General features: G+C 68.5%; 14 protein-coding genes, 1 pseudogene and 2 CRISPR repeat arrays. Of the genes and pseudogenes, 11 read left to right on the top strand and 4 right to left on the bottom strand.

The genetic code is table 11. The annotated features are described in order from the left end of the window. Positions 1-31: 31 nt before the first annotated feature. From ACWD6P_RS06365 to ACWD6P_RS06355, 3 genes are all read right to left on the bottom strand, one after another. Complete coding sequence (locus ACWD6P_RS06365) at positions 32-2,194, bottom strand: hypothetical protein (RefSeq protein ID WP_451442880.1); 2,163 nt, start codon at positions 2,192-2,194, stop codon at positions 32-34. 257 nt (positions 2,195-2,451) lie between these two features. Then, entirely contained in the window at positions 2,452-3,771 is a 1,320-nt protein-coding gene (locus tag ACWD6P_RS06360) for an SUKH-4 family immunity protein (RefSeq protein ID WP_451442879.1), read from the bottom strand. Positions 3,772-4,191: 420 nt separating this feature from the next. Continuing rightward, positions 4,192-6,204 (bottom strand): ATP-binding protein, encoded by a 2,013-nt coding sequence (locus ACWD6P_RS06355; protein ID WP_451442878.1) that lies wholly within the window; start codon positions 6,202-6,204, stop codon positions 4,192-4,194. Positions 6,205-6,973: 769 nt separating this feature from the next. Beyond that, positions 6,974-7,978: a CRISPR direct-repeat array (repeat unit 29 nt; unit sequence CGGATCACCTCCGCCTGCGCAGAGAGCAC). Positions 7,979-8,279: 301 nt separating this feature from the next. Here ACWD6P_RS06355 and cas3 point away from each other — a divergent pair. From cas3 to ACWD6P_RS06305, 10 genes and pseudogenes are all read left to right on the top strand, one after another. Beyond that, positions 8,280-11,108 carry a CRISPR-associated helicase Cas3' gene (gene cas3 / locus ACWD6P_RS06350; RefSeq protein ID WP_451442877.1) on the top strand — a complete coding sequence of 943 codons (2,829 nt, stop codon included), beginning with the start codon at positions 8,280-8,282 and terminating at the stop codon, positions 11,106-11,108. 198 nt (positions 11,109-11,306) lie between these two features. Continuing rightward, positions 11,307-12,830: a type I-E CRISPR-associated protein Cse1/CasA gene (casA, locus tag ACWD6P_RS06345; protein ID WP_451442876.1), complete on the top strand. Its 1,524-nt coding sequence runs from the start codon at positions 11,307-11,309 to the stop codon at positions 12,828-12,830. Between the two features lie 26 nt (positions 12,831-12,856). Next, positions 12,857-13,690 carry a type I-E CRISPR-associated protein Cse2/CasB gene (gene casB / locus ACWD6P_RS06340; protein WP_451442875.1) on the top strand — a complete coding sequence of 278 codons (834 nt, stop codon included), beginning with the start codon at positions 12,857-12,859 and terminating at the stop codon, positions 13,688-13,690. Positions 13,691-13,736: 46 nt separating this feature from the next. Continuing rightward, positions 13,737-14,906: a type I-E CRISPR-associated protein Cas7/Cse4/CasC gene (cas7e, locus tag ACWD6P_RS06335; RefSeq protein ID WP_451442874.1), complete on the top strand. Its 1,170-nt coding sequence runs from the start codon at positions 13,737-13,739 to the stop codon at positions 14,904-14,906. After that, a complete protein-coding gene (gene cas5e / locus ACWD6P_RS06330; protein WP_451442873.1) occupies positions 14,903-15,733 on the top strand; it encodes a type I-E CRISPR-associated protein Cas5/CasD in 831 nt (276 codons plus the stop codon). The genes cas7e and cas5e overlap by 4 nt, the downstream gene beginning before the upstream one ends. Then, entirely contained in the window at positions 15,730-16,392 is a 663-nt protein-coding gene (gene cas6e / locus ACWD6P_RS06325) for a type I-E CRISPR-associated protein Cas6/Cse3/CasE (RefSeq protein WP_451442872.1), read from the top strand. Before cas5e ends, cas6e begins: the two co-directional genes overlap by 4 nt. Next, positions 16,389-17,360, top strand: a complete 972-nt coding sequence (gene cas1e / locus ACWD6P_RS06320; protein WP_451442871.1) for a type I-E CRISPR-associated endonuclease Cas1e — start codon at positions 16,389-16,391, stop codon at positions 17,358-17,360. Before cas6e ends, cas1e begins: the two co-directional genes overlap by 4 nt. A gap of 22 nt (positions 17,361-17,382) precedes the next feature. Then, complete coding sequence (gene cas2e / locus ACWD6P_RS06315; RefSeq protein WP_451442870.1) at positions 17,383-17,712, top strand: type I-E CRISPR-associated endoribonuclease Cas2e; 330 nt, start codon at positions 17,383-17,385, stop codon at positions 17,710-17,712. 18 nt (positions 17,713-17,730) lie between these two features. Further along, positions 17,731-18,491: direct repeats of the CRISPR family, unit length 29 nt; unit sequence GTGGTCTCCGCGCAGGCGGAGGTGATCCG. Between the two features lie 181 nt (positions 18,492-18,672). Then, the gene (locus ACWD6P_RS06310; RefSeq protein ID WP_451442869.1) at positions 18,673-19,254 is read left to right on the top strand and encodes a tyrosine-type recombinase/integrase; all 582 of its coding nucleotides are present in this window, start codon (positions 18,673-18,675) and stop codon (positions 19,252-19,254) included. 121 nt (positions 19,255-19,375) lie between these two features. Further along, a pseudogene (locus ACWD6P_RS06305) lies at positions 19,376-19,543 on the top strand (tyrosine-type recombinase/integrase); the annotation flags it as partial. Between the two features lie 88 nt (positions 19,544-19,631). Here the strand turns inward: ACWD6P_RS06305 and ACWD6P_RS06300 are convergent. After that, entirely contained in the window at positions 19,632-21,035 is a 1,404-nt protein-coding gene (locus ACWD6P_RS06300; RefSeq protein ID WP_451442868.1) for a peptidase C39 family protein, read from the bottom strand. A gap of 204 nt (positions 21,036-21,239) precedes the next feature. Here ACWD6P_RS06300 and ACWD6P_RS06295 point away from each other — a divergent pair, with 204 nt between their 5' ends. Further along, a complete protein-coding gene (locus tag ACWD6P_RS06295; protein ID WP_451442867.1) occupies positions 21,240-21,824 on the top strand; it encodes a uridine kinase family protein in 585 nt (194 codons plus the stop codon). Positions 21,825-22,034: the final 210 nt, after the last annotated feature.

Raw genomic sequence — 22,034 nt, 5'->3', positions numbered from 1 at the left:
ACACAACAAGGGACACATCGGTGTCGGCGTATCAGCCGGAGAGGCGCGCGACAAGGCGCCTCAGCCCTTCCTGGCAGTTGACCCCTGTCTGGAGCGCCTTCCAGGCCTGGGCCACCTGTACCTCGGACAGGTCGGGCAGGGTCTGGTCGATCCGTGTACGCAGGTCAGGCATGGGCCTCAGGCCGATCAGGTCCTCGGGGCGCATCGTGGCCATCAGCCCTTCGACCGCCGGACGATCGGCCTGGATCGGAAGGTCGGCCAGGACCAGTGCGACCACGTCCACCGCCGTGAACTCCCGCGCCGCCGCCTCGTCCTTGAGCAGCTCGTCGACGGCCCCGCCGACATGCACAAAGGGGGCGAGCACGCGCACGAGACCGTTCAGGTCGAGGCCTGTGCGCAGACGTGCGCGTTGGCGGTCCAGCCAGACGCGCAGCACCTCACGGCCCAGAGGCGTGCGGCAGATGCCGGGGGTGCTCTGCCAGCTGTCGAGTTCGGTGGCGTGATGCGGGCGGTAGTAACGGTGATACGAGATCCCTGCCTCCGGTAGCCCCTCCAGCTCGAGTTCGCTGTCGAGCCCGCCGCGCAGCTCGCGGGCGAAGCGCGGGTCTGCGAGCAGCCAGGTCAGGTGCGGGCGCCGGTGGACGAGCATGTGGGCGGCGCCCGGACTGCCCAGTTTCGGCGGAGGGTCGGCCAACGGCACGCCGTGTTCGAGGAGTTCGTCCGCCAGGTCGAGCGGGATGGGGGCCCGCCCGTGGTCAGGCGCGGGATCGGAACCGGGATAGGGCAGGCGCACCGGGACGTCGTCGGCCGCCAGGCGTGGGGCGAGGCGCACCGCCAGGTCGTACAGCTCGTCACTACGCACACGCCACGTCGGTTCGCTCGCCAGCCAGTCGTGCAGCAGGCGGGCGGCCTCACCGGCGGGGAGCCCCGGCCGCTCGCCCGTCACCAGGGCCAGGGCGCCGCTGCGTCGGAGCAGCGACAGCCAGTCCTCCGCGCTGTTCGCGTCGTCGGGGATCAGCCGCAGTACGTCGTGCACCGTTTCCGGGCGTCGCTCGACCAGCAGCTCCAGGGCCTTCCCCTTCAGGGCGTCGACCCAGAACTTGTCCGTGTCGCCCGCGCACAGCCCGACCCTCGGCACGATGTCCTCGAGCAGTGCGGCCACTTCGGACTCGGGATTCGCTCCCGCCGCCCGGGCCACCTTGAGCAGATCCGCGGCCATGCCCGGATACAGGTCGTGGGGCGTGTGTACGCGCCGTACGAGTACGTCGCGGAATCGCCAGAGTTGGTCCGGCGAAACCACCGCGCCTCGGGGAGCCAGTTCCTTGGCACGCGCGCGTACCGCCCCGCTGGCCAGCGCTCCATGGTCCGCGAAGGTGGCGTATCGGGCGTCAAGCCATCGCTCGTCGGGCTTGGTGTGGTGCTCACGTTCGGCGTTCCTGGCGCGCGTGAAGTACCCGGTGGCGTACTCCTTGTGCTTTCCGCCCTCCTTCAGGCACATGTCGGCGAGTTCGTCGAGGAAGGCGGGGAGGAACCTGGGTGCCGTCGCGGCCAGGTTCTCCAAGTCGTCGTCCAGGATGGACTTGTAGAGACTTGGGCTGCCCCAGAGGCTCCAGCCGAAGGCGTAGGCGGCCTCCAGGGCCTCCTGCTCCCGGCCGGGGTGCGCCGCCATCAGCCGCTCGGGGAAGGGGAGTTCACTGTCCCCGGCGTCCCCCGGAGCCCGAATGCCGGTCGCGAAGGTGTCCGTCAGCTCCCATTCCTCCTGCGACGCCAGCAGCGCGTCCCAGTGGTGTGCGAAGGGGGCGGCCTTCATGAGGAGCGTCATGGTGTGGCCGTCGGGGTGGATGTACGTCCGGGCGATCAGCGTCGCCTCGTCCTCGTCGGCATCCGATGCGGGCAGGTCAGCCGCTAGGTCGACGCCGGCGTCATCGAGTGCCTCGCGCCACTCGGCATCGGACTCGGCGAGGGCCAGGGGCACGCGCGTGCCCGCGGTGGCCCAGGCTTCGGCCTGCACGCGCGCGTCCCTCCGGTGTTTCGTGAGCGCCCGCCGCAGCCGATACAGCCGGCGTACGCCTTCGGTGTCCGCGAGCCGGTCCGGTACCTGTTGAAGCTTCTTGCCTCGTGGATTGCGGTAGACGACCCGGAAGTCGTCGTCCAACTCGGCGGTGTAGCCGTCCACTTCGTAGCGTCGGCCCATGGTCCGGTACTCCCTCCCCGTCTTGACTGTCGCGGCCGTCCTGGCCGTCCTGGCCGTCCGATCAGGCGCGTCCGTTGAGCCGCGGGTTGTAGCGCATGTCCCGGCGCCCGATGTAGCCCGCCTCCCGCTCCGTATCCCCCATCCACACTTGGTGCACGGCGTGGGCTGCCTCAAGTGCGCGTACAGAATTCGTACGTACGCGAAGAGGCGCGGCGCGTTGTCGGCAACGCGCCGCGCCTCCAAGCGATGGGGGTCGATCAGAACAACCCGTGCCACATCTGCTCGACGATCACCGACCACCAGTTCCTCGGGTCGTCCAGGGCCGATGCGTCGATGGCGACGAGCTGCTCCTGGAAGTCGGCGACGGCCCTGCCCGCCATGATCGGGTCGAGCGCGATCATCTCCTCGCGCGTGGTGTCCAGGAGCGCGAGGGAGCGGGCGAAGGCGGACACCGAGGCGTTGACGCGGCGGCCCGCGCCGTTTTCCGGAGTGACGGCCCAGAGCTGGCCGACCGGCTCACCCTCCAGATCGGACCCCGTGCACTGGACGGTGATCAGAGCGACCCCGTCGGTGCCGATCCTGACGTGACCCTCCAGGAACGCGAGGGAGTCGGCGCTCGCCTGGGAGCCGACCTCGCGCAGATGCGCGGCGGCATTCCCGAACAGGCCGGCCGGAAGCTCCACCTCCGGGCTGTCGGCCGTGAAGAAGAACGGGATGTCGGTCGGAAGCCCGGCCCATGTCAGCGTGGCCTTGGTGGCCTCGGGGAGCGGGGTGGCCGCCACATCGTCGGCGTCGTAGCGACGTACGCCGTCAGCGCCGAAGGCCTCTGTCAGCTCGCGACCCAGGGCAACATCGCGGAGCGGCTCGGCGGGCTCGACGTCGGTCGGCACCGGGGCGCGGTGAGGCCGTGGCGGCGGCTGCTGTCCCGCGATCTGGTGCATCATCTCGACGTGCTGGAGCAGCCCGGCGATCGCCTCGGCGCGCTCCTCGCCCCGCAGGCCGTACTCCTGCGTGCAGGAGAACCGGGCGTTGGGGTAGACACGGCCGATCAGCCGGCCCGGGTACCCGCCGGGGAGCAGGCTGGAGCTGAGGTCGGTGTGGATCGCGACCACGTTCTGCGCGGGGACGCCGAGGCTCTGGATCTCCGCCATGGCCTGGAACTCGGAGTGCGGCAGACCGGGGGCGGAGTTCTTGAAGAGGCTCGTCTCCTCGCCGGTGCGCGGGTCGACGTAGGTGATGACCGTGGTGTTGCCGGGGCCGGTGACCGGCGGCTGCGCGGGCGGCGCGGTCTCCTGGCCGCCGCCGTGCTTTTGCTGATACATCCGCACGACCTCCTCGACCGGCACGGACGGCCAGGTGCTCAGCTCGCCGGTGCGGCGGTCGACCACACCGCAGGAGTGGCCGATCGTGGCCGGCGGCCGGCGCTTGCCCGTGACCGGGTCACGCTCGATCGGCGGGGCCGCGGCCCACACCACCCAGCCCAGATCGAACTCCTGCATCCGCACCTCACGGCGCTCCTGTCCCTCGGGGTTGAGCCACCCCTCGGCGGTCGCGAGCGCCTGCTCCTGGCTGATCACGGGAACTCCCTTCGAGTCTTCGGGCGGACGGGGCCGGTGCGGCCGGGGTCGATGCCGGGCGCTGCGCGGCCCTCGTCCGAGTGGGCCTGGGTGCAGGCGGTCTGATGCGGGCGGGCGCCTTCGAGAGGCTTCGGGGCTCCGGGGCTCCGGGGCTCCGGGGCTCCGGGGCTCCGGGGCTCCGGGGCTCCGGGGCTTTGAGCCTTCGAGGCTAACGGTCTGCGGTGGGTGGGTGTCAGGGGCGGTCGGGTGGGCATCGGGCCCGGGGGCTTGTGGAGCCCGTGCGGCTTCCGGCTTGGGCTCGGGGCCTGTACGGGCTCGGGCTCGGGCTCGGCTGCCCGGAGGTCGGGTACGGTGCGCCGAGCGGTCGTGGCATAGGGCTACGGCGGTCGTGGCATAGGGCTATGGCGGTCGGGCATAGGGCTACGCCGGGCGGATCTGCAGCGCCTTCACACCGCTTTCCGTGGCAACGAGGAGGATGCCGTCGGGGGAGAGGTCGGTTCCCGTGAAGGGCGTGGCGGAGATCAGGGCCGTGACGACCGTCTCGTCGCCCTTCTGCTCGCCGCGACGCCAGACGCGTACATAGTCGGCACCGCGGCTGAACCCGAGCGGCCCCGTGGCACGCTCGTCATCCGAGGGGCGCAGGATCTGGGCCGGGTCGGCATCGATGACGGAGCCGGTGCCGAGGTCCTGCACCAGCACGGCGGGGGCCTTGGGATCGTCGGCCTTCAACGGGCTTGAACCCGGGGTGCCTTGAGGCACCACGCTCACGGCGACGGCGAGCGGAGCCGACTCCGCAGGCTCCTGCTCGGCAGGGGCCTCCGCGGCGCTGTCCGACGCGACCGCGGACGGGGGCAGTTTTCCGACGGTCACGGCATCGACCCCGGCGACCGGTACGCTCCACAGGGTGTGCCAGGGAAGCTCGGGCACTATGCGGCGCAACACCGCCGCGTACTCCGGCAGTCCGTCTTCGACGAACGCGGTCTCCAGGAGCGCCGCCCGAAGGATGGCGGGCGCCTGGGTGCGGGTGAGCAGCGGGGCCGTACGCAGATATGTGCGCGCCGGTGCGTCCAGCTGCTCCGGGGGTACGGCCTCCACCGCGGCGCGCAACCGCACCGGATCGGCGTGGGCGAACAGGCCGGGGTCGGTGAGGAGCCGGGGGAGCAAACCGGCCTCCAGGGTGTGTCCCGCGATGCGATCGCGAACGTACGCCCCTGCCTTCGCCCAGTCCTGATGGGGTACGGCCTCCAGCAATTCCATGGCGATACGCGCCTGAGCGCCCGGAACATCCGGAATGCCTGCCCGAACGGCCTCGCCGATGCCCGGGTGCTGCAATCCGATGAGCGTCCGCTCGTCCTCGGGGATGCCTTCGCCGTCCCTCTCGATGGGGCGGATGAAGGGGGCGACGAGCGGCATGCCCCGTGCCATGTCCTCGCTCATGTCCCGCTCGGCGACGGCGGAGGCGAGCGGGGTCAGCAGGTGCACGGGCAGGCCGTCGCCCTCGGCAAGGGCGAGGGGCGCGAGGATCTGCCGCAGGGTGCGGGGGTGGGTGTCGAGTCGCTCGGCGTGCAGATCGAGCACTTCGCCGACGCTGCCGGGCAGTTGGCTCGCATCCGCCGGGTCGAACCCCTCCGGGTGCATCAGGATCGACCGCACGGCGAGATGCACGGTCAGGCGGCTGCCCGCGCCGTCTCCCGCGTGCCGGGCGATCGCCTCGGCGAGCGCGCGTCGAGCGTCAGGCTCGGTCGTGAACGGCAGCTCCGGGGCGCCGAATTGGGGAGTGAGCAGCGCCTCGGCCTGCAGCACAAGCCCTTCGGGGTCGGCCCACTCGGGTGCGTCGAGGTCGATGATCTGGGCCACGCCGGGCGGCAGGCCCTCGGCGAGCTCGACGGCGAACTCCCGGGGCACGTCGGCGAGAAGGCGTATGGACTCGACGGCGGCGAGGGGCTTCAGCACGTCCCGCACCACGCGCGCGGGCTCACCCGCCCCCCGCACCGGACCGGCCCGATCCACATCCGGCACCACGATCGTCACCGGCCGTCCGGACAACGGGAGTTGACCGAGTTCGGGGAAGATGTCGGCGGTGCGGGTCGCGGACAATTCGTAGTGATCGGCGAGCAGCCACAGGGTCTGCGCTGCCGTCAGCCCGGCGACGCTCGGCACCGCGGGTGCGGGCAGGTCCGGAGGCACGGTCGCCGGATCGAGCGCGTCCAGCTCGATCCCCTTGCGATGCTCCGGATCGCAGAGCATCAGGAACCCCGTGAGCAGCCGCGAACACCCGGTGCCCGGACTCCCAGTCAGGATGACGACCCGAGGCGCACCCGGCCACTCCATCCGCCACCCGGTGAGCGCGCGCAGCACGGCATTGCGCCCCCCGATGTAGGGATGCGGCTCATGGGCCTTGCTCTGCTCTGGGGCCTGGCTCGGGCTGGTCATTGTCCCCCCGTTGTCCTGTCCGTCCGGCACCGTCAAGCCGTGTTGACCGTACGCCGTTCATCCTAGGGGCGATCCTGCAACCGGACGACTCTCCCCAGCGGTGATGATGTCCGACGCACGGGCCCATGCCGACACCTGCGGCACCATCGCCCGCACCCACCTACATCCGTTACATCCGTCTCGCCGACGACCGGTCGCTTCCCGTTGCCATGCAGGACCACCTGATCGCCGAACCTGACGCCCTGACACCCTGACGCCCGACAATCCGTACGACGTGCACACCCTGGCTACCGGCCACGTCGGGCTTCTGCTCAAGCCGGCGGAGGACCGGTCCGACACCGGCTACGACCCCGGCGATCGCTTGGGGCAGGACGGCAGCGGCGGCGCGATCAGCACCCACAAGTCGTCCGCAGACGCCTGCGGCTCCCACCGCGCAGCCACGGTCCCGACCGCACCCGCTCGTGACCCCCAGCTCTTTGCACAGCACCGCACGAAATATGTTCATGTCTCCCTCCACCCCGCCGGGACTCCGTACACGGCTCGTCGCCGACGCTCTCGGAGTCGACCGTCCCGCCGACCTGCTGGCCCGGCACAACTTCCTCAGCCCGCACGGCCAGATGGCTGCCCTCATCGTGGACGCCGCCTGGAAGGTCGACGACCTCGACCACAAGACCGTCCAGGCTTCCCGGTCCGCCTACCGGGAGCTGCAGGCGATCGAGCAAGGAGTCGGTAGCACGGTCCTCGGCACAACCGGCGCGGACATCACCACCGGATCACCTCCGCCTGCGCGGAGAGCACTCCTGCTGCTGCGGGGCCCTCCGATCCGCCGGCGGATCACCTCCGCCTACGCAGAGAGCACCGGCGACCCCACGCTTTCGGTGCACGTGACGCCGGATCACCTCCGCCTGCGCGGAGAGCACGCGTTGAGGGTGCGCGTCTGGTCGTACGTCTGCGGATCACCTCCGCCTGCGCGGAGAGCACGCCTCGGCCTGGCTCACTCCGGTGTCAAGCATCGGATCACCTCCGCCTGCGCGGAGAGCACGGCCTCCACCCGGGCACCGCCGTCACCGTCACCGGATCACCTCCGCCTGCGCGGAGAGCACGACGACGGCGGCGCCCGGGCTCTGCGGCAGACCGGATCACCTCCGCCTGCGCAGAGAGCACTCCGCCGGGTCCCGACTCGCAGCGGACGGGTGCGGATCACCTCCGCCTGCGCAGAGAGCACCGACGCCGAGTACACCCAGGCCGAGGGCGACCCGGATCACCTCCGCCTGCGCAGAGAGCACCTCTCTGACCTCGCCAAGCAGCGATCGGAGACCGGATCACCTCCGCCTGCGCAGAGAGCACCTGTACGTGGCCGTGAAGTACGGCGGGTACAGCGGATCACCTCCGCCTGCGCAGAGAGCACGCTGCTCCGTGGTTGGCCTCGTCATCACGCCACGGATCACCTCCGCCTGCGCAGAGAGCACCCCGGGGATCCGGCGGAGCCCTCGACCCCGTCCGGATCACCTCCGCCTGCGCAGAGAGCACATCAGCAGCCGCGACGCATCCATCGTCACGGGCGGATCACCTCCGCCTGCGCAGAGAGCACGACCGGCACCTCAGCCAGGTCGACCCCACCGACGGATCACCTCCGCCTGCGCAGAGAGCACGCGCACCAAGCCGATCCTCATCAGCTACGAGCCGGATCACCTCCGCCTGCGCAGAGAGCACCGACTAGCAGTGGATGGCTACCTGGCGGCCTGCGGATCACCTCCGCCTGCGCAGAGAGCACCCTTCACGACCTGCGACGCCACATCGACTTTGCATTTCCTTTAATCAAGAAGCGGCGGCTGTTCACCTAGTGCAACTTACCGCGATGCCCCGTTCAGGGCACGCCGACGATCGCCGACCCGAGCAAAGCGGCGTACCACGCACCAGAGCCGGCCGTCGAGTAGTCCGCCTGCGGCCCCGGATGCCCCAGCACGCAAGGGAGTTATTGACGTTCAAGCGACTGGAAGGACGGACACTGTCAGTACTGGGTGCTATCCCTTGAGGCACTTCTTCTTCGCGGGTTCGCGGGCGATGGGAGCAAGATGGCGAGTGGAGCAGTCGATGCACGGCTGTGGGGAAAAGAAAGGGGACTACTCCGGCCATATCCAGTGATTTGCCACTTATTGGATACGGCGGCAACGGCTGGGGAATTGTGGGATCGGACGCTGACTGCGGCGGCCCGCGAGCGCCTGGCTGAGGCGATGCAGATGCCCGAAGACCGGTGCCGGCGGCTGGTCTGCCTGTGGGCCGGACTGCACGACGTCGGAAAGATCATCCCTCCGTTTCAGGCACAGGTTCCGCAGCGTTACGCCTCGTTGAGTGGTGACGCTTCTTACGGGCACGAGCCGGGCATCGAGGGCCAGCCCTTTCCGCATGACATCGCAACACAATGGGCACTTACGGAGATCTTCGATAGTTGGGGCTACCCGGCGTCGAAGAGGCTCCGGCAATCAGTTCACCATCAGGTGGCGCAGTTGCTCGGCGGCCATCACGGGCGGGTGCACCGTCCACTGAGAGGGCAAGAACTCCGTAACCCCGGTACCTACGCTCGTGAGCTGGGAGGTCCCGGTTGGCGGGGCCAGCGGGGCTCTCACGCCGCGGCGGTGCGACGGCTGACGGGCTGTGGCCCGGATGATGTGCCGCCGGCTCCCCTTCCTGCGCAAGCGGCCGTGGTCGTGCTGGGGTTAGTGGTGGTTGCGGACTGGCTGGCCAGTCAGGAGGAGGCGATTGCGGCTCGGCTGCCAGGGGCCGGGTGGCATGCAACCGATGAAGCTCTGCAGGCGCATTGGACGAAGGCCGTCTCAGGGGCTATGCCGCTGGTGGCGGAAGCTGGGCTGGGTGTGGCGGGCTTTCCGGAGCGGCCGTTCGGGGAGCAGTTTCCGTTTGCGCCGAATCAGCTGCAGGCTTCGGTGGCTGAGAGGTTGCCGGCCCTGGCGGACGGTCCGGGTCTGCTGTTGGTGACCGCCCCGACAGGTGATGGGAAGACCGAAACGGCCTTGCATGCCGCCTCGGTGATGGCCCGTGCTGCGGGCTCTTCGGGGGTGTTCTTCGCCCTGCCGACCATGGCTACGGCTGATGCCATATATCGCCGTGTAGCGGACTTCGCGATGCAGAACGTTGAGGGTGATCGGGCGCTTACGTTGCTGCACAGCATGGCGTGGCTGAGTGAGGCGTACGCGTTGCCGCTCGGCAACGGGTCTCAGGGTGGTTCGGAAGCGACGGTGAGTGATCCTCAGGCTCAGATCGCGGCTGGCGAGTGGTTGAGGGGCGCTAAGAGGGGGCTGTTGGCACCCTTGGCAGCAGGGACGATCGATCAGGCGCTGACCGGTGTGCTGCCGGTTCGGTACAACGTACTGCGATTGCTGGGCCTCTCGAACAAGGTCCTGGTGGTGGACGAGGCCCATGCGTACGGGCCGTGGATGCACAGTCTCCTGGTGCGTCTGCTGGAGTGGCTGGGTGCCTGTGGTGCGCCGGTGGTGCTGTTGTCTGCGACGCTGTCGGGTCGTACGGCTTCGTCGCTGGTGGATGCCTATCGGCGTGGTGGTGGGCATCTTGAGCCGTCTGGCGTGGTGCCGGTGTATCCGGGCTGGGTGTACGTCAGCGGGCGGACGGGAGATGTTTCGCCGCCATGTGCGGTGGAGGGGAGTCGGTCACGTCGTGTCCAGGTGACGTCGGTCCCGGTGCGGTGGGGCCCGTCCAGTGGTGGTGTGCTCGGGCGTGATGCGGCTGTGGTGGAGCAGTTGCGGCCACTGGTGGAGCAGGGTGGCTGTGCGTTGGTGTGCTGTACGACGGTGGCCGAGGCGCAGCAGACGTTCCGCATGCTGAGTGAGGTTTTCCCTTCGCTGGCGGATGCGGAGGACGGGTTGCTGTTGCTGCATTCGAGGTACCCGGGCGCGCGACGGGCGGAGATTACGCGGGCCTGTGAGCGGGCCTTCGGGAAACCGGGGGTCGGGGGGCGGCGACGGCCGCGGGTGTCGGTGCTGGTGGCGACGCAGGTGGTTGAGCAGTCCCTCGACTTGGATTTTGATGTCGTGATCAGCGATCTGGCGCCGCTGGCCCAGCTGTTGCAGCGGGTGGGGCGCTGTATGCGGCATGACCGCAGCGGGTTGGGGCTGGAGGACGGCGGTAGACCTGATTGGGTGGGCGACCGCCCTCGTCTCACCGTGCTGGATCCCATGACCGACGAGGTGAGGGGCATGGCGCCACGGTCATGGGGATCGGTCTACGCCCAAGCGCTACTGACGCGCACCAGCGAGCTTCTGCAGAGGTACGCCGACCGTGGGATCGCCGTACCCGGTGATGTGCAAGAGCTGGTCGACGAGGTCTACGCGGAAGACTTCGCGGACCGCCTGGGCGATGCCACGATGCGTGACCGGCTCAAGCGGGAGGACGCGGAGCGATGGGGGGCTGTGCTTGCGGAGGAGTCGCTGGCGCAGATGACGTTGGTGAATCCCCCGAACGGGATGATTGACCTTGCCGAGTTGAGCCGGGACGGCGATGTGATCGATGAGGCGCTGGTCACGACTCGGCTGGGTGCAGACTCGGCGCGGGCAGTGTGCGTCTATGTGCAGCCCGGCGGATCGGTGACGCTGGATGCCCAGGGAGATGTCCCGGTGCCGGGGTGGCAGAGCAACCGACGGCTGTCACTGGAAGACGTTCGCGCAGTAGTGCAGCAGTCGGTCCCGCTGCCAGGTGGGTGGCTGCGGGAGCGGGGTCCGGATCAGCAGGTCCCTGAGTCGTGGGCGAAGCGCGCGGCGCTGCGCGAGCTGAGCGTCCTACGGATGCGCCGGCCAACAAGCGATGACGCATGGTCATGCAGGGTCGGAGATCGATCAATTTCGGTCAGCACAGTCGGAGTTGAGAGTTCGTAAGACACAACCACCGTCACGCTTCCTACCGTAACAACAGCTCTTCGGGTACACCGCGGCGTGCCTGAAGAGCGCCACTCCCGCCTGCGCCGGTACGTACGACACCGTTTCCGGGCGTTGACACGCCTCCATCACGCGGGTCACCCCCACTCGCGCGGGGAGGTTGACGAGCCTACTGAAATCCATCGTCGTAGAGGTGACATGTCTGCTGAACTCCATGATCTGCTCACCGAGCCGGTATTTCCGGTGCGGTGGGCACACACGGCGCGAGGTAGCGGTCGGCCGCCGGACGCGGTCGGCTTGAGGGAGCTGTTCTTACGGGCGCACGAGATCGCGGCTCTGGCCATACCCCTGGCGCCGGCGCTATCGGGGCTGTATCGGATCCTCTACGCCCTGACCGCCCGCATCACCGAACTCGACGTTTCCCGCAACTGGCACGCAGAGCGCGACCGCCTCCTGGAGTCGGGGCGCTTCGACCCAGTCGGCATCGACCGTTACTTCGGCGCGTACCCGGACCGGTTCCGACTCTACGATCCGACTCATCCCTTCCTGCAGGACCCGCGGCTGACGAAGGAGTGCGACAAGCCTGCGGGTCTCAACAAGCTCATCACCACTAGGCCCTCGGGCTCCAACCACGCCTGGTTCGAGCACAGTGTCGATGCGCGACCGCACCCCGTTTCCTCCGCCCAGGCGCTGCAGAACCTGATCGTCTGGCGCTACTACGGCCCTTCCGGGCGCTGCGCAGCGCGCACCGTGCGTGGCGCGAAGGAAGCCAACTCCACCGCGGGGCCGTTGCGCAGCGCATTGTCCTACCACCCGCTGGGTCGGACTCTGTTCGAGACGTTGTTGGCCGGTTTGCCGGAACCCGACCGGGCACGCCAGTACGTCCGCGCCGACGATCCCTGTCCCTGGGAACGCGACACTCCGACCGACCCGTTGACGCTCAAGGGGGTCGTCACCGGCCCGATGTCGAAGCTGGTGGGGCACAACCAGCACGCGCTGCTTCTGGTCCCCGGCGCGCAGGGTGCTCAGACCGTGAACGCATACATCACCTGGGCCTATCGCGAGCGTATTCCGCGCGATGACGACTACGTGATCTGGCAGACGAGCCAGGCGGGCAATCGTTACGCCCGCTACGCCGACTGCCGACGTGGTCTGTGGCGTGACCTGGACGCTTTGCTGCTCCACGATCCGCCCGGCGTGGAGACCCGCCGGCCACCGGTCTTTCCCACGGCGATCGATGTCTTCGAGGACGAGGAGGGCCTGCGGGTGCAGGCGCTGGGCATCGACCAGGAGGGCCAGGCCAAGGACAGGCAGATTGTCTCCGCGATCACTCCACCTGTCGTGCAGCTGATGGAGGAACGCGACGCAGTCCAGGCGCGGCTGGTGGGAGACCTGCGGCTCGCCGGTGAGCGTGCCGGCCGACGTTTGGACCGTGCTGTCAAACAGGCGTGGGCGCTGTTCAGCAACGCCTCCAAGGCGGAGGACTGCGCGTGGTCGGCCACTGCGGCCGCGCACTACTGGCCGGCCGCGGAGTCGGAGTTCTGGCAAAGACTGCAACAGCGTCACTTCGACGGTGCTGCTAAGGCATTCCGGTCCACCGCTGAACGCATCTATGACCAGGTCACCCAGGCTGCAGCCGGCACGGCACGAGGCGCACGGGCATGTGAGTACGCGCGCATCGAGCTCTATGGAGGCCGCCCGAAGAAGACGCCTGGTGCATGACCACCCCTGCCTGCTGGAGAACTCCGATGACCACCAGTTCCCCCGGACCGTCTGCGTCCGTCACTTCTCACAACGGCCCGTCGCCGTGGCTGATCCAAGCCCGCGCGTTCGTCAGCGAGATCATTACCGCAATCAGCAAAGACGGTGGAGCGCGTGCCGCCTTGCGCAGCGGCGTGGGCAAGGATCTGGACAACGTCCCAAGGATGCATCGCATCGTTGCTCCCCGCCTGCCTGCGGCCGTACTGAACGATGAAGACGGCCAACGGCCTTACTACACGGTGGCTTCCCTGATCGCTGCCTACCACCGACCCCGCACCACAGGGTCGGCAATCGAGCTTGACGATCAGCAAGACGACGTGTCCGACGATGCCCAGCCTGAACAGAAACCCTCTGACGCAGCCGCGGCCACACATACAGACAGCCCCGTACAGCCAGCAGATGACGCGCATCTCCGGCAGGAGGCCCTCAGCAGCTCCGAGGGCGCAGAGCAGCGGCGTAATCGCTACGGCGAAAGCCTCGGTTCGACCTACGCCCGGGCCGTCGCCGCCGGAGCACGCAACGGCATCCGTGAAAGCGCCGCCGAGACACGTCTGAACCTACTGAGTAAGCAGAGCACTTCCGGTGTGCATCGGCACCTGCCGGCCACGGCACGGCAGCTGTGCGACCGGGGCGCCCCACCGGACTGGGCACGACTGTTGGTCGATCTGCGGAACTGGCCGCAGCAGCATCGTCGCGTCGCACGCCGATGGCTGCAGGACTATCACCGCGCCCGCAACGCAGCCACGCTCGATGCAGCCCGCCGAGCCGACGACGCCCCCCAGGAATCCCCCGACACCAGCGACGAAAACCCGAGCGCATGACCTCCCCCTCCCTGGCTATCCACCCCTCTCTCCAAGGAGATCGCTCATGACTACCGCCACTGCCCTGCCCGATGTCCCGGGGCGCTTCGTCGATATCCACATCCTGCAGAGCGTCCCTTACGCCAACCTCAACCGGGACGATACGAATTCGGTGAAGACGGTTCAGTACGGCAAGTGCGAACGTACCCGCGTCAGCAGCCAGTGCTGGAAACGTGCCGTCCGCCGCTACTTCCAGCGCACCATGGGCGAGCAGGCACTGCGCACCCGCCGGTTCGGCGAAAGCGTCGAGCGCCTGCTGGGCACCGAACACGGCTGGCCCAAGGACCTGGCCCGGCGCGCCGGCCAGCACATCGCCGCGGGCAGCAGCATCAAGGCCGACCCTCCCTCACAGGACGAACCGGCCTGGAGCACCAACGCCATGGTCTACATCCCCGATACCGCCATCGCCGAACTTGCGCAACTCGCCGATACACACCGTGAGTTGATCGAGAACGCCAAGGACATGAAGAAGGGCGTCAAGAGCGTACTGCCACAAGCCGACATCGATGCGATCCTGCGCAGCCGCAACGGGGTCATCAACCTCTTCGGCCGCATGCTCGCCGAGATCGACGACGCAGGCGTCGACGGCGCCGTACAGGTTGCCCACGCCCTCACCACGCACGGCACCGACGTGGAGATCGACTACTTCGCCGCGGTCGATGACATCACGGACGCCTGGCGCGATACGGCCGGCAGCGCCCACCTGGGCAGCAATGAATTCAGCGCCGGGGTGTTCTACCGCTACGCCACGCTGGACCTGGCCGACCTCCTGCGCAACATCGGCGGGGACGTGAACGCTGCCCGGACGCTGACCGCCGCGTTCGCCGAGGCGTTCACGCTGTCGCTGCCCGAAGCGAAGAAGACGTCGACCGCCCCGCACACCATCCCCGACCTGGTGCAGATCAGTGTCCGCACCGACCGGCCACTGTCGTATGCGGCGGCATTCGAGAAGCCGGTGGACGCCGATCGCACTGGTGGATTCGCCCAGCCGTCGCGGCAGGCGCTCTCTCACTATGCCCAGGCAGCCGGGCGTCTGCTGGGCCCCCGCGGCGTGCTGCACGCCGGATGGGCGAGCGTGGAAGACAAGGATCTGTCCGGGCTGGGCGCCCGTGCGGACTCCTTCGACCAGCTCATCACCGAGGCCGTCACCGCCGCACTGGGCGAGGCAACCTCGTGAATGCCCCGGACGCTGCCGCGCCAGGGCTCTTGCTGCACCTTGCCGGGCCACTGCAGTCGTGGGGAACGCGCAGCCATTACAACGAACGCGACACCGCACCCCATCCGACCCGCTCTGGTGTCATCGGCCTGCTCGCCGCGTGCCTGGGCCGCACACGCTACGACCAGGTGGATGACCTGGCACAGCTGTCGCTCACCACACGCGCTGACCGACCCGGCGTATTGCTGCGTGATCTGCACACGGTCGGCGGCGGCCTGCCGTCCAAACTGACGGTCACCACCGCAGAGGGAAAGAAGCGGCCTCCGTCGCAAAGCACGCTCCTCACCCACCGCTCCTACCTGGCCGATGCAGCCTTCACCGCATGCCTCACCGGCGACCAGCACGTTCTGGAAGCGTGCCACCAGGCGCTACTCCGCCCGCACTGGCCGCCCTACCTCGGGCGCCGCTCCTGTCCCCCGGAAGGCCCGTTACTCATCGGCCTGTGGACCCACCCCCTGCACCACCTAGTGCACCTGCCCCTGCCCCGGCTCCCCAGCACGCGACCCGTCCGCATCGGCTTCCAGTCCGACGCCCCCCTCAACCAACTGCCCGCACCTCACACAGCCGGCGGACAGGACGCCGACGCACTGGACGGCATCGCACCCGTCAGCGAAATCAACGACGACCCGCAAGACCGAACACCCGCAGGCCGCACCTTCCGCGCACGCGACGTCTACCAGCGCACCCTCACCCTGCCGAACAGCCAGTACGCAGGCATGGGAACCGCCTACCTCAACGCCCTCACCATCTACACCGACAACGTCCGCCGCAAAGGAGCCGCGCGATGACCACCCTGTGGCTCACCCGCATCCTGCCCAGTCTCAGCGCCCGCGAGGCACGACATGACCTCGCCAACGCCGTCAGCATGCACCGCCGCCTCATGAAGCTCTTCCCCGACGGCGTAGGCCCCCAGGCTCGCCGGCAGCTGGGCGTCCTCTTCCGCACCGAGGACAACGACGCCTCCCCCGTCATCCTCCTGCAAAGTCAGGTCCAGCCCGACCTGGACCAGCTGCCCACCAACTACGGCCGGGCCGCCACCAAAGACCTCAGCCCCCTCCTGCACGCATTGCGCCCCGGCCTCACCGTCCGCTACCGCATTACAGCCAACGCAGTACGCAAACCCGGCCACACCACCCGCGCCGCCACCGGAGCACCAGCAGCCATACCACTGACCGGAGCCGACGCCGATCAATGGTGGCAACGCCAGGCAGAGGAGAACAGCGGCCTGCACCTGGACCTCGCACGCTCCACCCCACTCGACACCGCCCACGGCACCCACACCCACAACAAGCCCCCCATCATCCACGCCCGCACCAGGTTCGACGGCACCGCACGCATCAAAGACCCCGACCTGCTGCGCCGCCGCATCCTCGAAGGCATCGGACGAGGCAAGGCATACGGCTGCGGCCTCCTCACCCTTGCACCTGCCATCGGGCGTTCCACATGACCGAACAGCCGGCCGCACGGCGCAAGCTCGCCGCACCCACCGTCGCCATGCTCCCCCGCACCGCCGACTCCCTCTCCTTCCTCTACCTCGACATCGTGCGCGTCCAGCAAGACGACACCGGTGTCTGCGCCGTTGTCACCACAGAAAAACGAGGCGCCGAACTGGTCTATCTGCCCACGGCAGCCCTCAGCTGCGTGCTCCTCGGCCCCGGCACCAGCATCACCACACGCGCCCTGGCAACCCTGGTACGCCACGGCACCACCGTCATCGCAACCGGCGCCGGCGGCGTCCGCACCTACAGCGCCACCATCCCCGACTCCCTCAGCACCCGCTGGCTGGAACTCCAAGCCCGCGCCTGGGCCAACGACCACGAACGCGTCGCCGTCGCCACCCGCATGTACGAGCACCGCTTCGGCCCCGGCACCGTCCCACCTGGCACCTCCTTAGCCAGCCTCCGCGGCCTGGAAGGCCAACGCGTCAAAGCCCTTTACAAACTCCTCGCCCAGCAACACAAAATCGGCCGCTTCAAGCGCACCTACGACCCATCGAAATGGGACGAACAAGACCCCGTCAACCTCGCCCTGTCCTCCGCCAACACGTGCCTGTACGGAATCGTTCACGCAGCCATCGTGTCCATGGGCTGCTCCCCTGCCCTCGGATTCGTCCACAGCGGCAATCAGCAAGCCTTCGTCTACGACATCGCCGACCTCTACAAGGCCGAACTGACCATTCCCCTCGCCTTCACCCTGCACAACACTCCCCAACCCGAACAAGCAGCCCGCCGAAGCTTCCGCAACGGCCTGCGCCTGTTCCGCCTCATGCCCCGCATCGTCTCCGACATCCAACTCCTCTTCGCCCCCGACGAAACACGCGAACAACCCGACCCGGAAGAAGAACTGGTAGACCTTTGGGACCCGATCTCCGGAGTCATTCCGGGCGGCGTCAACTACGCGGCCGACGGCAGCTAACCCCAGTACAACGAGGCACCACATGCCATCGATGATCACCCTCACCATGACGGCAGTCCCCGACCACTTGCGAGGAGCCCTGACACGCTGGCTCTTGGAAGTAACCCCGGAACTCTACGTCGGCACAGTCTCCGCAAAAGTGAGAGACGAACTTTGGAACGCGGTCAGCGCCTGCGTCGGCGATGGCATCGCAGTCCTCACCTATCCCGCCAACAACGAACAAGGCTTCGCACTACGGACCGCCGGCCAACGACACCGCCACCTGCGCGACTTCGACGGACTCACACTCGTCGCTTTCCGGAACAACGAAGGCACCCACGGAGTAGACCAAGAAATCGCAAAGCCGTTGTAGCGTCGCAGGTCGCGAAGGGTGGTCTCCGCGCAGGCGGAGGTGATCCGTCGGAGATCACCCCTGAGGTCATGTCGATCACGTGGTCTCCGCGCAGGCGGAGGTGATCCGGCGGCGGTTGCGTCCTCGCGGCGCTCGCGGAGGTGGTCTCCGCGCAGGCGGAGGTGATCCGCAGCGCCCCGCCACGCCGCCTGACCACCCTCCGTGGTCTCCGCGCAGGCGGAGGTGATCCGCCATGGTTCGCACCGACCGTAACAGCCAGACGGTGGTCTCCGCGCAGGCGGAGGTGATCCGTTGCCGACCGCTACGGCATCGAGATTCTGGGCGTGGTCTCCGCGCAGGCGGAGGTGATCCGGAGACGAGGGGCACGGCGTGAAAGTCCTCCTGGTGGTCTCCGCGCAGGCGGAGGTGATCCGGCCGTCACCATCCAGCGCATCGGCGACCCCGCGTGGTCTCCGCGCAGGCGGAGGTGATCCGCCCTCGCACGCCAACTCCCCAACCACTGAAAGGTGGTCTCCGCGCAGGCGGAGGTGATCCGGCAGCAGCGACACCGCCCACCCCGATCAGCACGTGGTCTCCGCGCAGGCGGAGGTGATCCGGGCGAAACGGAAATGGTGGGTGGCTGCCCTCTGTGGTCTCCGCGCAGGCGGAGGTGATCCGCTGGTTTACGGCTACTACCTGTTCAACGCGCCGTGGTCTCCGCGCAGGCGGAGGTGATCCGTTCATGGCCGACGTGCAGACGCTCGGGATTAAGTGGCCTCCGCGCAGGCGGAGGTGGTCCACGGCGCCCACACGTTGGGGGCGTGTGCCGAGCGTGCTCTCCGCCCAGGCAGAGGTGTGGGGGCGGTGCGGGGAGGCAAGCGCCGGGTCGGCCTGGGGCCTCAACCCTTTGGATCGGCCGTTCAGACGCCTGGGCGTAGCGCTCGGCAGCGTGAGAAGTCGTTCGACCGCAAGAAGGACACGGTGGATTTCGCCACCAAGATGGAGAACGACAAGCGGGCGAACAGCTACGTCGATCCTTCTGCCGGCAAGCTGTCGGTGCGGCGCTATGCGGCCGACTGGCTCGCTCTGACGCCCATGGCGCCCGGCACGGAGGAGGCCTACGAGCGCATCATGCGTCTTCACGTCCTCCCGCAGCTGGGGAAGAAGACCATCTCCCAGGTCACTGCGGCCGACGTGGAGGAGCTGTACGCGCTCTGGCGCCGGCAGGGCGCGATGCCCAACACGATAGATTCCCGCCGCATTGCTCTGTCGGGGATGTTCTCTCACGCGGTTCGCCACCAGAGGATCCGCGAGAATCCGATCACGCAGGCCGAGAAGCCTGCCAACCCCATCATGCAAGTGGATGAGAGGACGCTTCCCGGCTTCGATGCGATTTCAGCCTTGGCCAAAGAGATTGGTCCACGTCTGGAGCCTGCTGTGTGGCTCATGGCGTGCTGCGGATTGCGTATCGGCGAGTCGCTTGGAGTCTTTCCAGAGGAAATCGTCGACGGCATGTTGCGTTGCCGGCGGCAGGTTTCGCGTATCAAGAATTCCTCAGGTTAAGTACGCTGCCCTCTACGTACCCTTGAAGCATCGAAAAGAGGGCGAATGGCACGGTATACCGGCGCCCGCCACCCTGGAGCCGATTGCCGAAACGCTGCCCATTCGCATTCAGGCCGGAGGCATGATCTACCCCGGCCTTTTCCATAAGTCCTGGGATCGCGCCCTCAATCACCTCGGGCTCCCCGACTACAACCCCCACGACCTCCGGCACAAATGGGCCACCGTAATCCTGAGCAACGGTGTGCCCATCCACCGGGTACCGCGACGGATGGGCCACAGCTCGTTCAAGATCACGGTGGACCGGCACGGCCACCTCACCCTCGACGGCAGCAAGCGCTGCCGTCAGGTCGTCGAGGCCACCTTCGGGGCGCGCATGCTCAGCGCACCCCCAGCTCCTCCAGCACCCGCCGCTGCGTCGGTGACGGCTTGGCCGGGAAGTAGAGGTAGCAGACCCCTCCCGTGGCGCCGACCACCTTGCCCTCGGCGTTCTTGCGCTTGGTCCGGAGCCACACGTTTTCGAACTGCCGTCGGCGGTAGACGCGCCGGACGGCATCGTTGCTGGGTGAGTTGGGGTCGTTGGCGATGACGTCGCCGGTCTTGGTGAAGCCGATGACGGTCATCAGGTGGCCGGCGGTGCCGTAGCCGGCGCCGTCTAGTTCGGTCTTGAGGAAGGACTGGGAGGTGATGACCGGGATGCCGACGTGGATGAGGCGTTCGACGTCGGTGAGGGAGGTCAGGCGGGTGACTACGGACTGGAGGTCCCGGTACGTGGCGGCGTAGGCGGCGTTGAAGGGCCAGTTGCCGCAGCCGTCGTACTGGTAGTCGAAGGTGTAGCGGGCCGCGTGGCAGACCTGGGGGTCGGCGTAGGCGGGATTGACCCAGGACAGCTGCTGCTGGGTGGGCTTGCGGCCCCAGTACTCGATGATCATCTGGGACGAGGTGGGGCTGCACCAGGCCTCGCCGCCGTTGTCGTACTCCGGGTACTGGCCCTTGTGGATCTCCTGGGAGTAGCGGGGCACGGACAGTTCGCGGCCCACCTGGGCGGGCTTGGAGGCCGGGACCTCGAAGCGGTCGGGGAGGGCGGAGGACATGGCGCCCAGGCGCCAGACGGTGGGGGTCAGGGTGGTGCCGGGCTTGCGGTGGAGGGTGAGGCGGAGTTCGTAGGAGGTCAGGCGGAGGCCGCTGGCGGGGGCGTCGATGGCGAAGGTGTCGGTGGAGACGCTGCTTCTGCCGTCCTTCTGGTCGTCGACGGAGGTGCGGCGGATGTCGGCGTCGGTGTCGCCGGCGGTCCAGCGGCCCAGGACGTACCAGGGGGTGCGGCCGGAGTCGCTGTAGGTGCCGCGGAGCTCGACGGTGATCCAGGTGCCGGGCGGGGTGTGCGCGTTCCAGGAGGCGACGAGCTCGGTGGCGGGGACGGCGGGGGTGTGCACCGGGGAGGTCCAGGTGGCGTACTCCCAGGCGGCGGTCCTGCCGGTGTGCGGGTCCTTGTAGTCGGCGGTGCCGGCCGGGCGGGCGATGAGGACGCCGGGGCGGGCGCCGTGCGCGACACGGGTGCCCTTGCCGGCTCCGCTGTTCCAGTCTGCGGTGGTGGTCCAGGAGTGGTAGTCCACGGGGCTCTTCGGTCGGCGCACGGCGGCGTCCGGGGTGGTGGCGGGCGGGGCCGCCTTGTCCGCGGCGGCCTTGCGGGGTTCGTCGGCGGCCTGCGCCAAAGGGGTGGCGACGCCCGCCGCGGCGGCGAGCGCGGCGGCCAGGACGGTGCGCCGGGGCGCGGAGCTGGTCATGGTGGAGTCCCCCAGTCGGATGCGTGCGATCGGGTGCGAGGGGTCGGGCCGGGGCGGCGGGCGGGCACGGGCAGATCGGCAGTGGGTCAACTATTGCCGTTCCGGGCGGGCTTCGGAAGCGGCTGCGGTGCGCGTCGCAGCAGGAATATTGGTATGGACCACTGCGGGCCGACGGCCGTGGAAACCGGAGCGTACGCTGGCTCGATGGATCGTGATCTGGCTCCGCTCGTCGCCAGCCTGCGCGCACTGCCGCCCTCCTGCGGGCCGGTGCGGCTGATCGCGGTGGACGGGCACGCGGGGTCGGGCAAGAGCACCTTCGCCGGGCGGCTGGCACGGGCACTGGGCGGCGCCCCGGTGGTGCACACCGACGACCTGGCCACCCATGAGGAGCTGTTCGCCTGGAACGAGAGGTTCGGCGCACAGGTGCTGGAGCCGCTGTCCCGGGGCGAGACCGCGCGCTACGGGGTCTACGACTGGGTGCGCGGGGAGTTCACCGAGGAGCGTGCGCTGGCGCCCGCGCCGGTCGTGCTGATCGAGGGGGTCGGCGCGGGCCGGCGGGCGCTGCGGCCGCATCTCGCCTGCCTGCTGTGGATGGAACTGGCAAGCGAGCACTCATGGCAAAGGGGGCAACTCCGGGACGGACCGGACCTTGCCGCGTTCTGGAGTGGCTGGATTCCGGCGGAGCGCGCGCACTTCGCGGCGGACCCTTCGCGCCCCTACGCCGATTTCCTGGTGCACCAGGGGCAGATGGGATACGAGGTACGCGTGGGGCCTTCCGCGACGCCATGATCAGCCCCGCAGTTCACGCTCCGTAGCAGACCTCGCTTGAGCGCCGGTACACGCCGACTGGGTCTTGCCGACTGCCCCAACTCGGCTTGACCTGGGGGGCGTACAGGACTTACGTTCTCAATGTGCGGTTCTACGGACCGCCCGCAGATGCGAAGCCCCCGGTTGTTCCCCCGTGATCGGGGGCTTCGTTCTGCGTTGAAGCACCTTTCT

This window comes from Streptomyces sp. NPDC002446 (assembly GCF_053595675.1).
Note: the sequence above shows the minus strand (reverse complement) of the source record. Positions and strands in the feature narration are given on the sequence as shown.

Bases quoted from the DNA above. Each gene is read 5' to 3' on its own strand.
- casA (WP_451442876.1), top strand. From the start codon at position 11,307: ATGTCTGCTGAACTCCATGATCTGCTCACCGAGCCGGTATTTCCGGTG.
- ACWD6P_RS06300 (WP_451442868.1), bottom strand. From the start codon at position 21,035: ATGACCAGCTCCGCGCCCCGGCGCACCGTCCTGGCCGCCGCGCTCGCC.
- cas7e (WP_451442874.1), top strand. From the start codon at position 13,737: ATGACTACCGCCACTGCCCTGCCCGATGTCCCGGGGCGCTTCGTCGAT.
- cas1e (WP_451442871.1), top strand. From the start codon at position 16,389: ATGACCGAACAGCCGGCCGCACGGCGCAAGCTCGCCGCACCCACCGTC.
- cas6e (WP_451442872.1), top strand. From the start codon at position 15,730: ATGACCACCCTGTGGCTCACCCGCATCCTGCCCAGTCTCAGCGCCCGC.
- cas2e (WP_451442870.1), top strand. From the start codon at position 17,383: ATGCCATCGATGATCACCCTCACCATGACGGCAGTCCCCGACCACTTG.
- ACWD6P_RS06295 (WP_451442867.1), top strand. From the start codon at position 21,240: ATGGATCGTGATCTGGCTCCGCTCGTCGCCAGCCTGCGCGCACTGCCG.
- cas3 (WP_451442877.1), top strand. From the start codon at position 8,280: ATGGCGAGTGGAGCAGTCGATGCACGGCTGTGGGGAAAAGAAAGGGGA.
- ACWD6P_RS06355 (WP_451442878.1), bottom strand. From the start codon at position 6,204: ATGACCAGCCCGAGCCAGGCCCCAGAGCAGAGCAAGGCCCATGAGCCG.
- ACWD6P_RS06365 (WP_451442880.1), bottom strand. From the start codon at position 2,194: ATGGGCCGACGCTACGAAGTGGACGGCTACACCGCCGAGTTGGACGAC.
- casB (WP_451442875.1), top strand. From the start codon at position 12,857: ATGACCACCAGTTCCCCCGGACCGTCTGCGTCCGTCACTTCTCACAAC.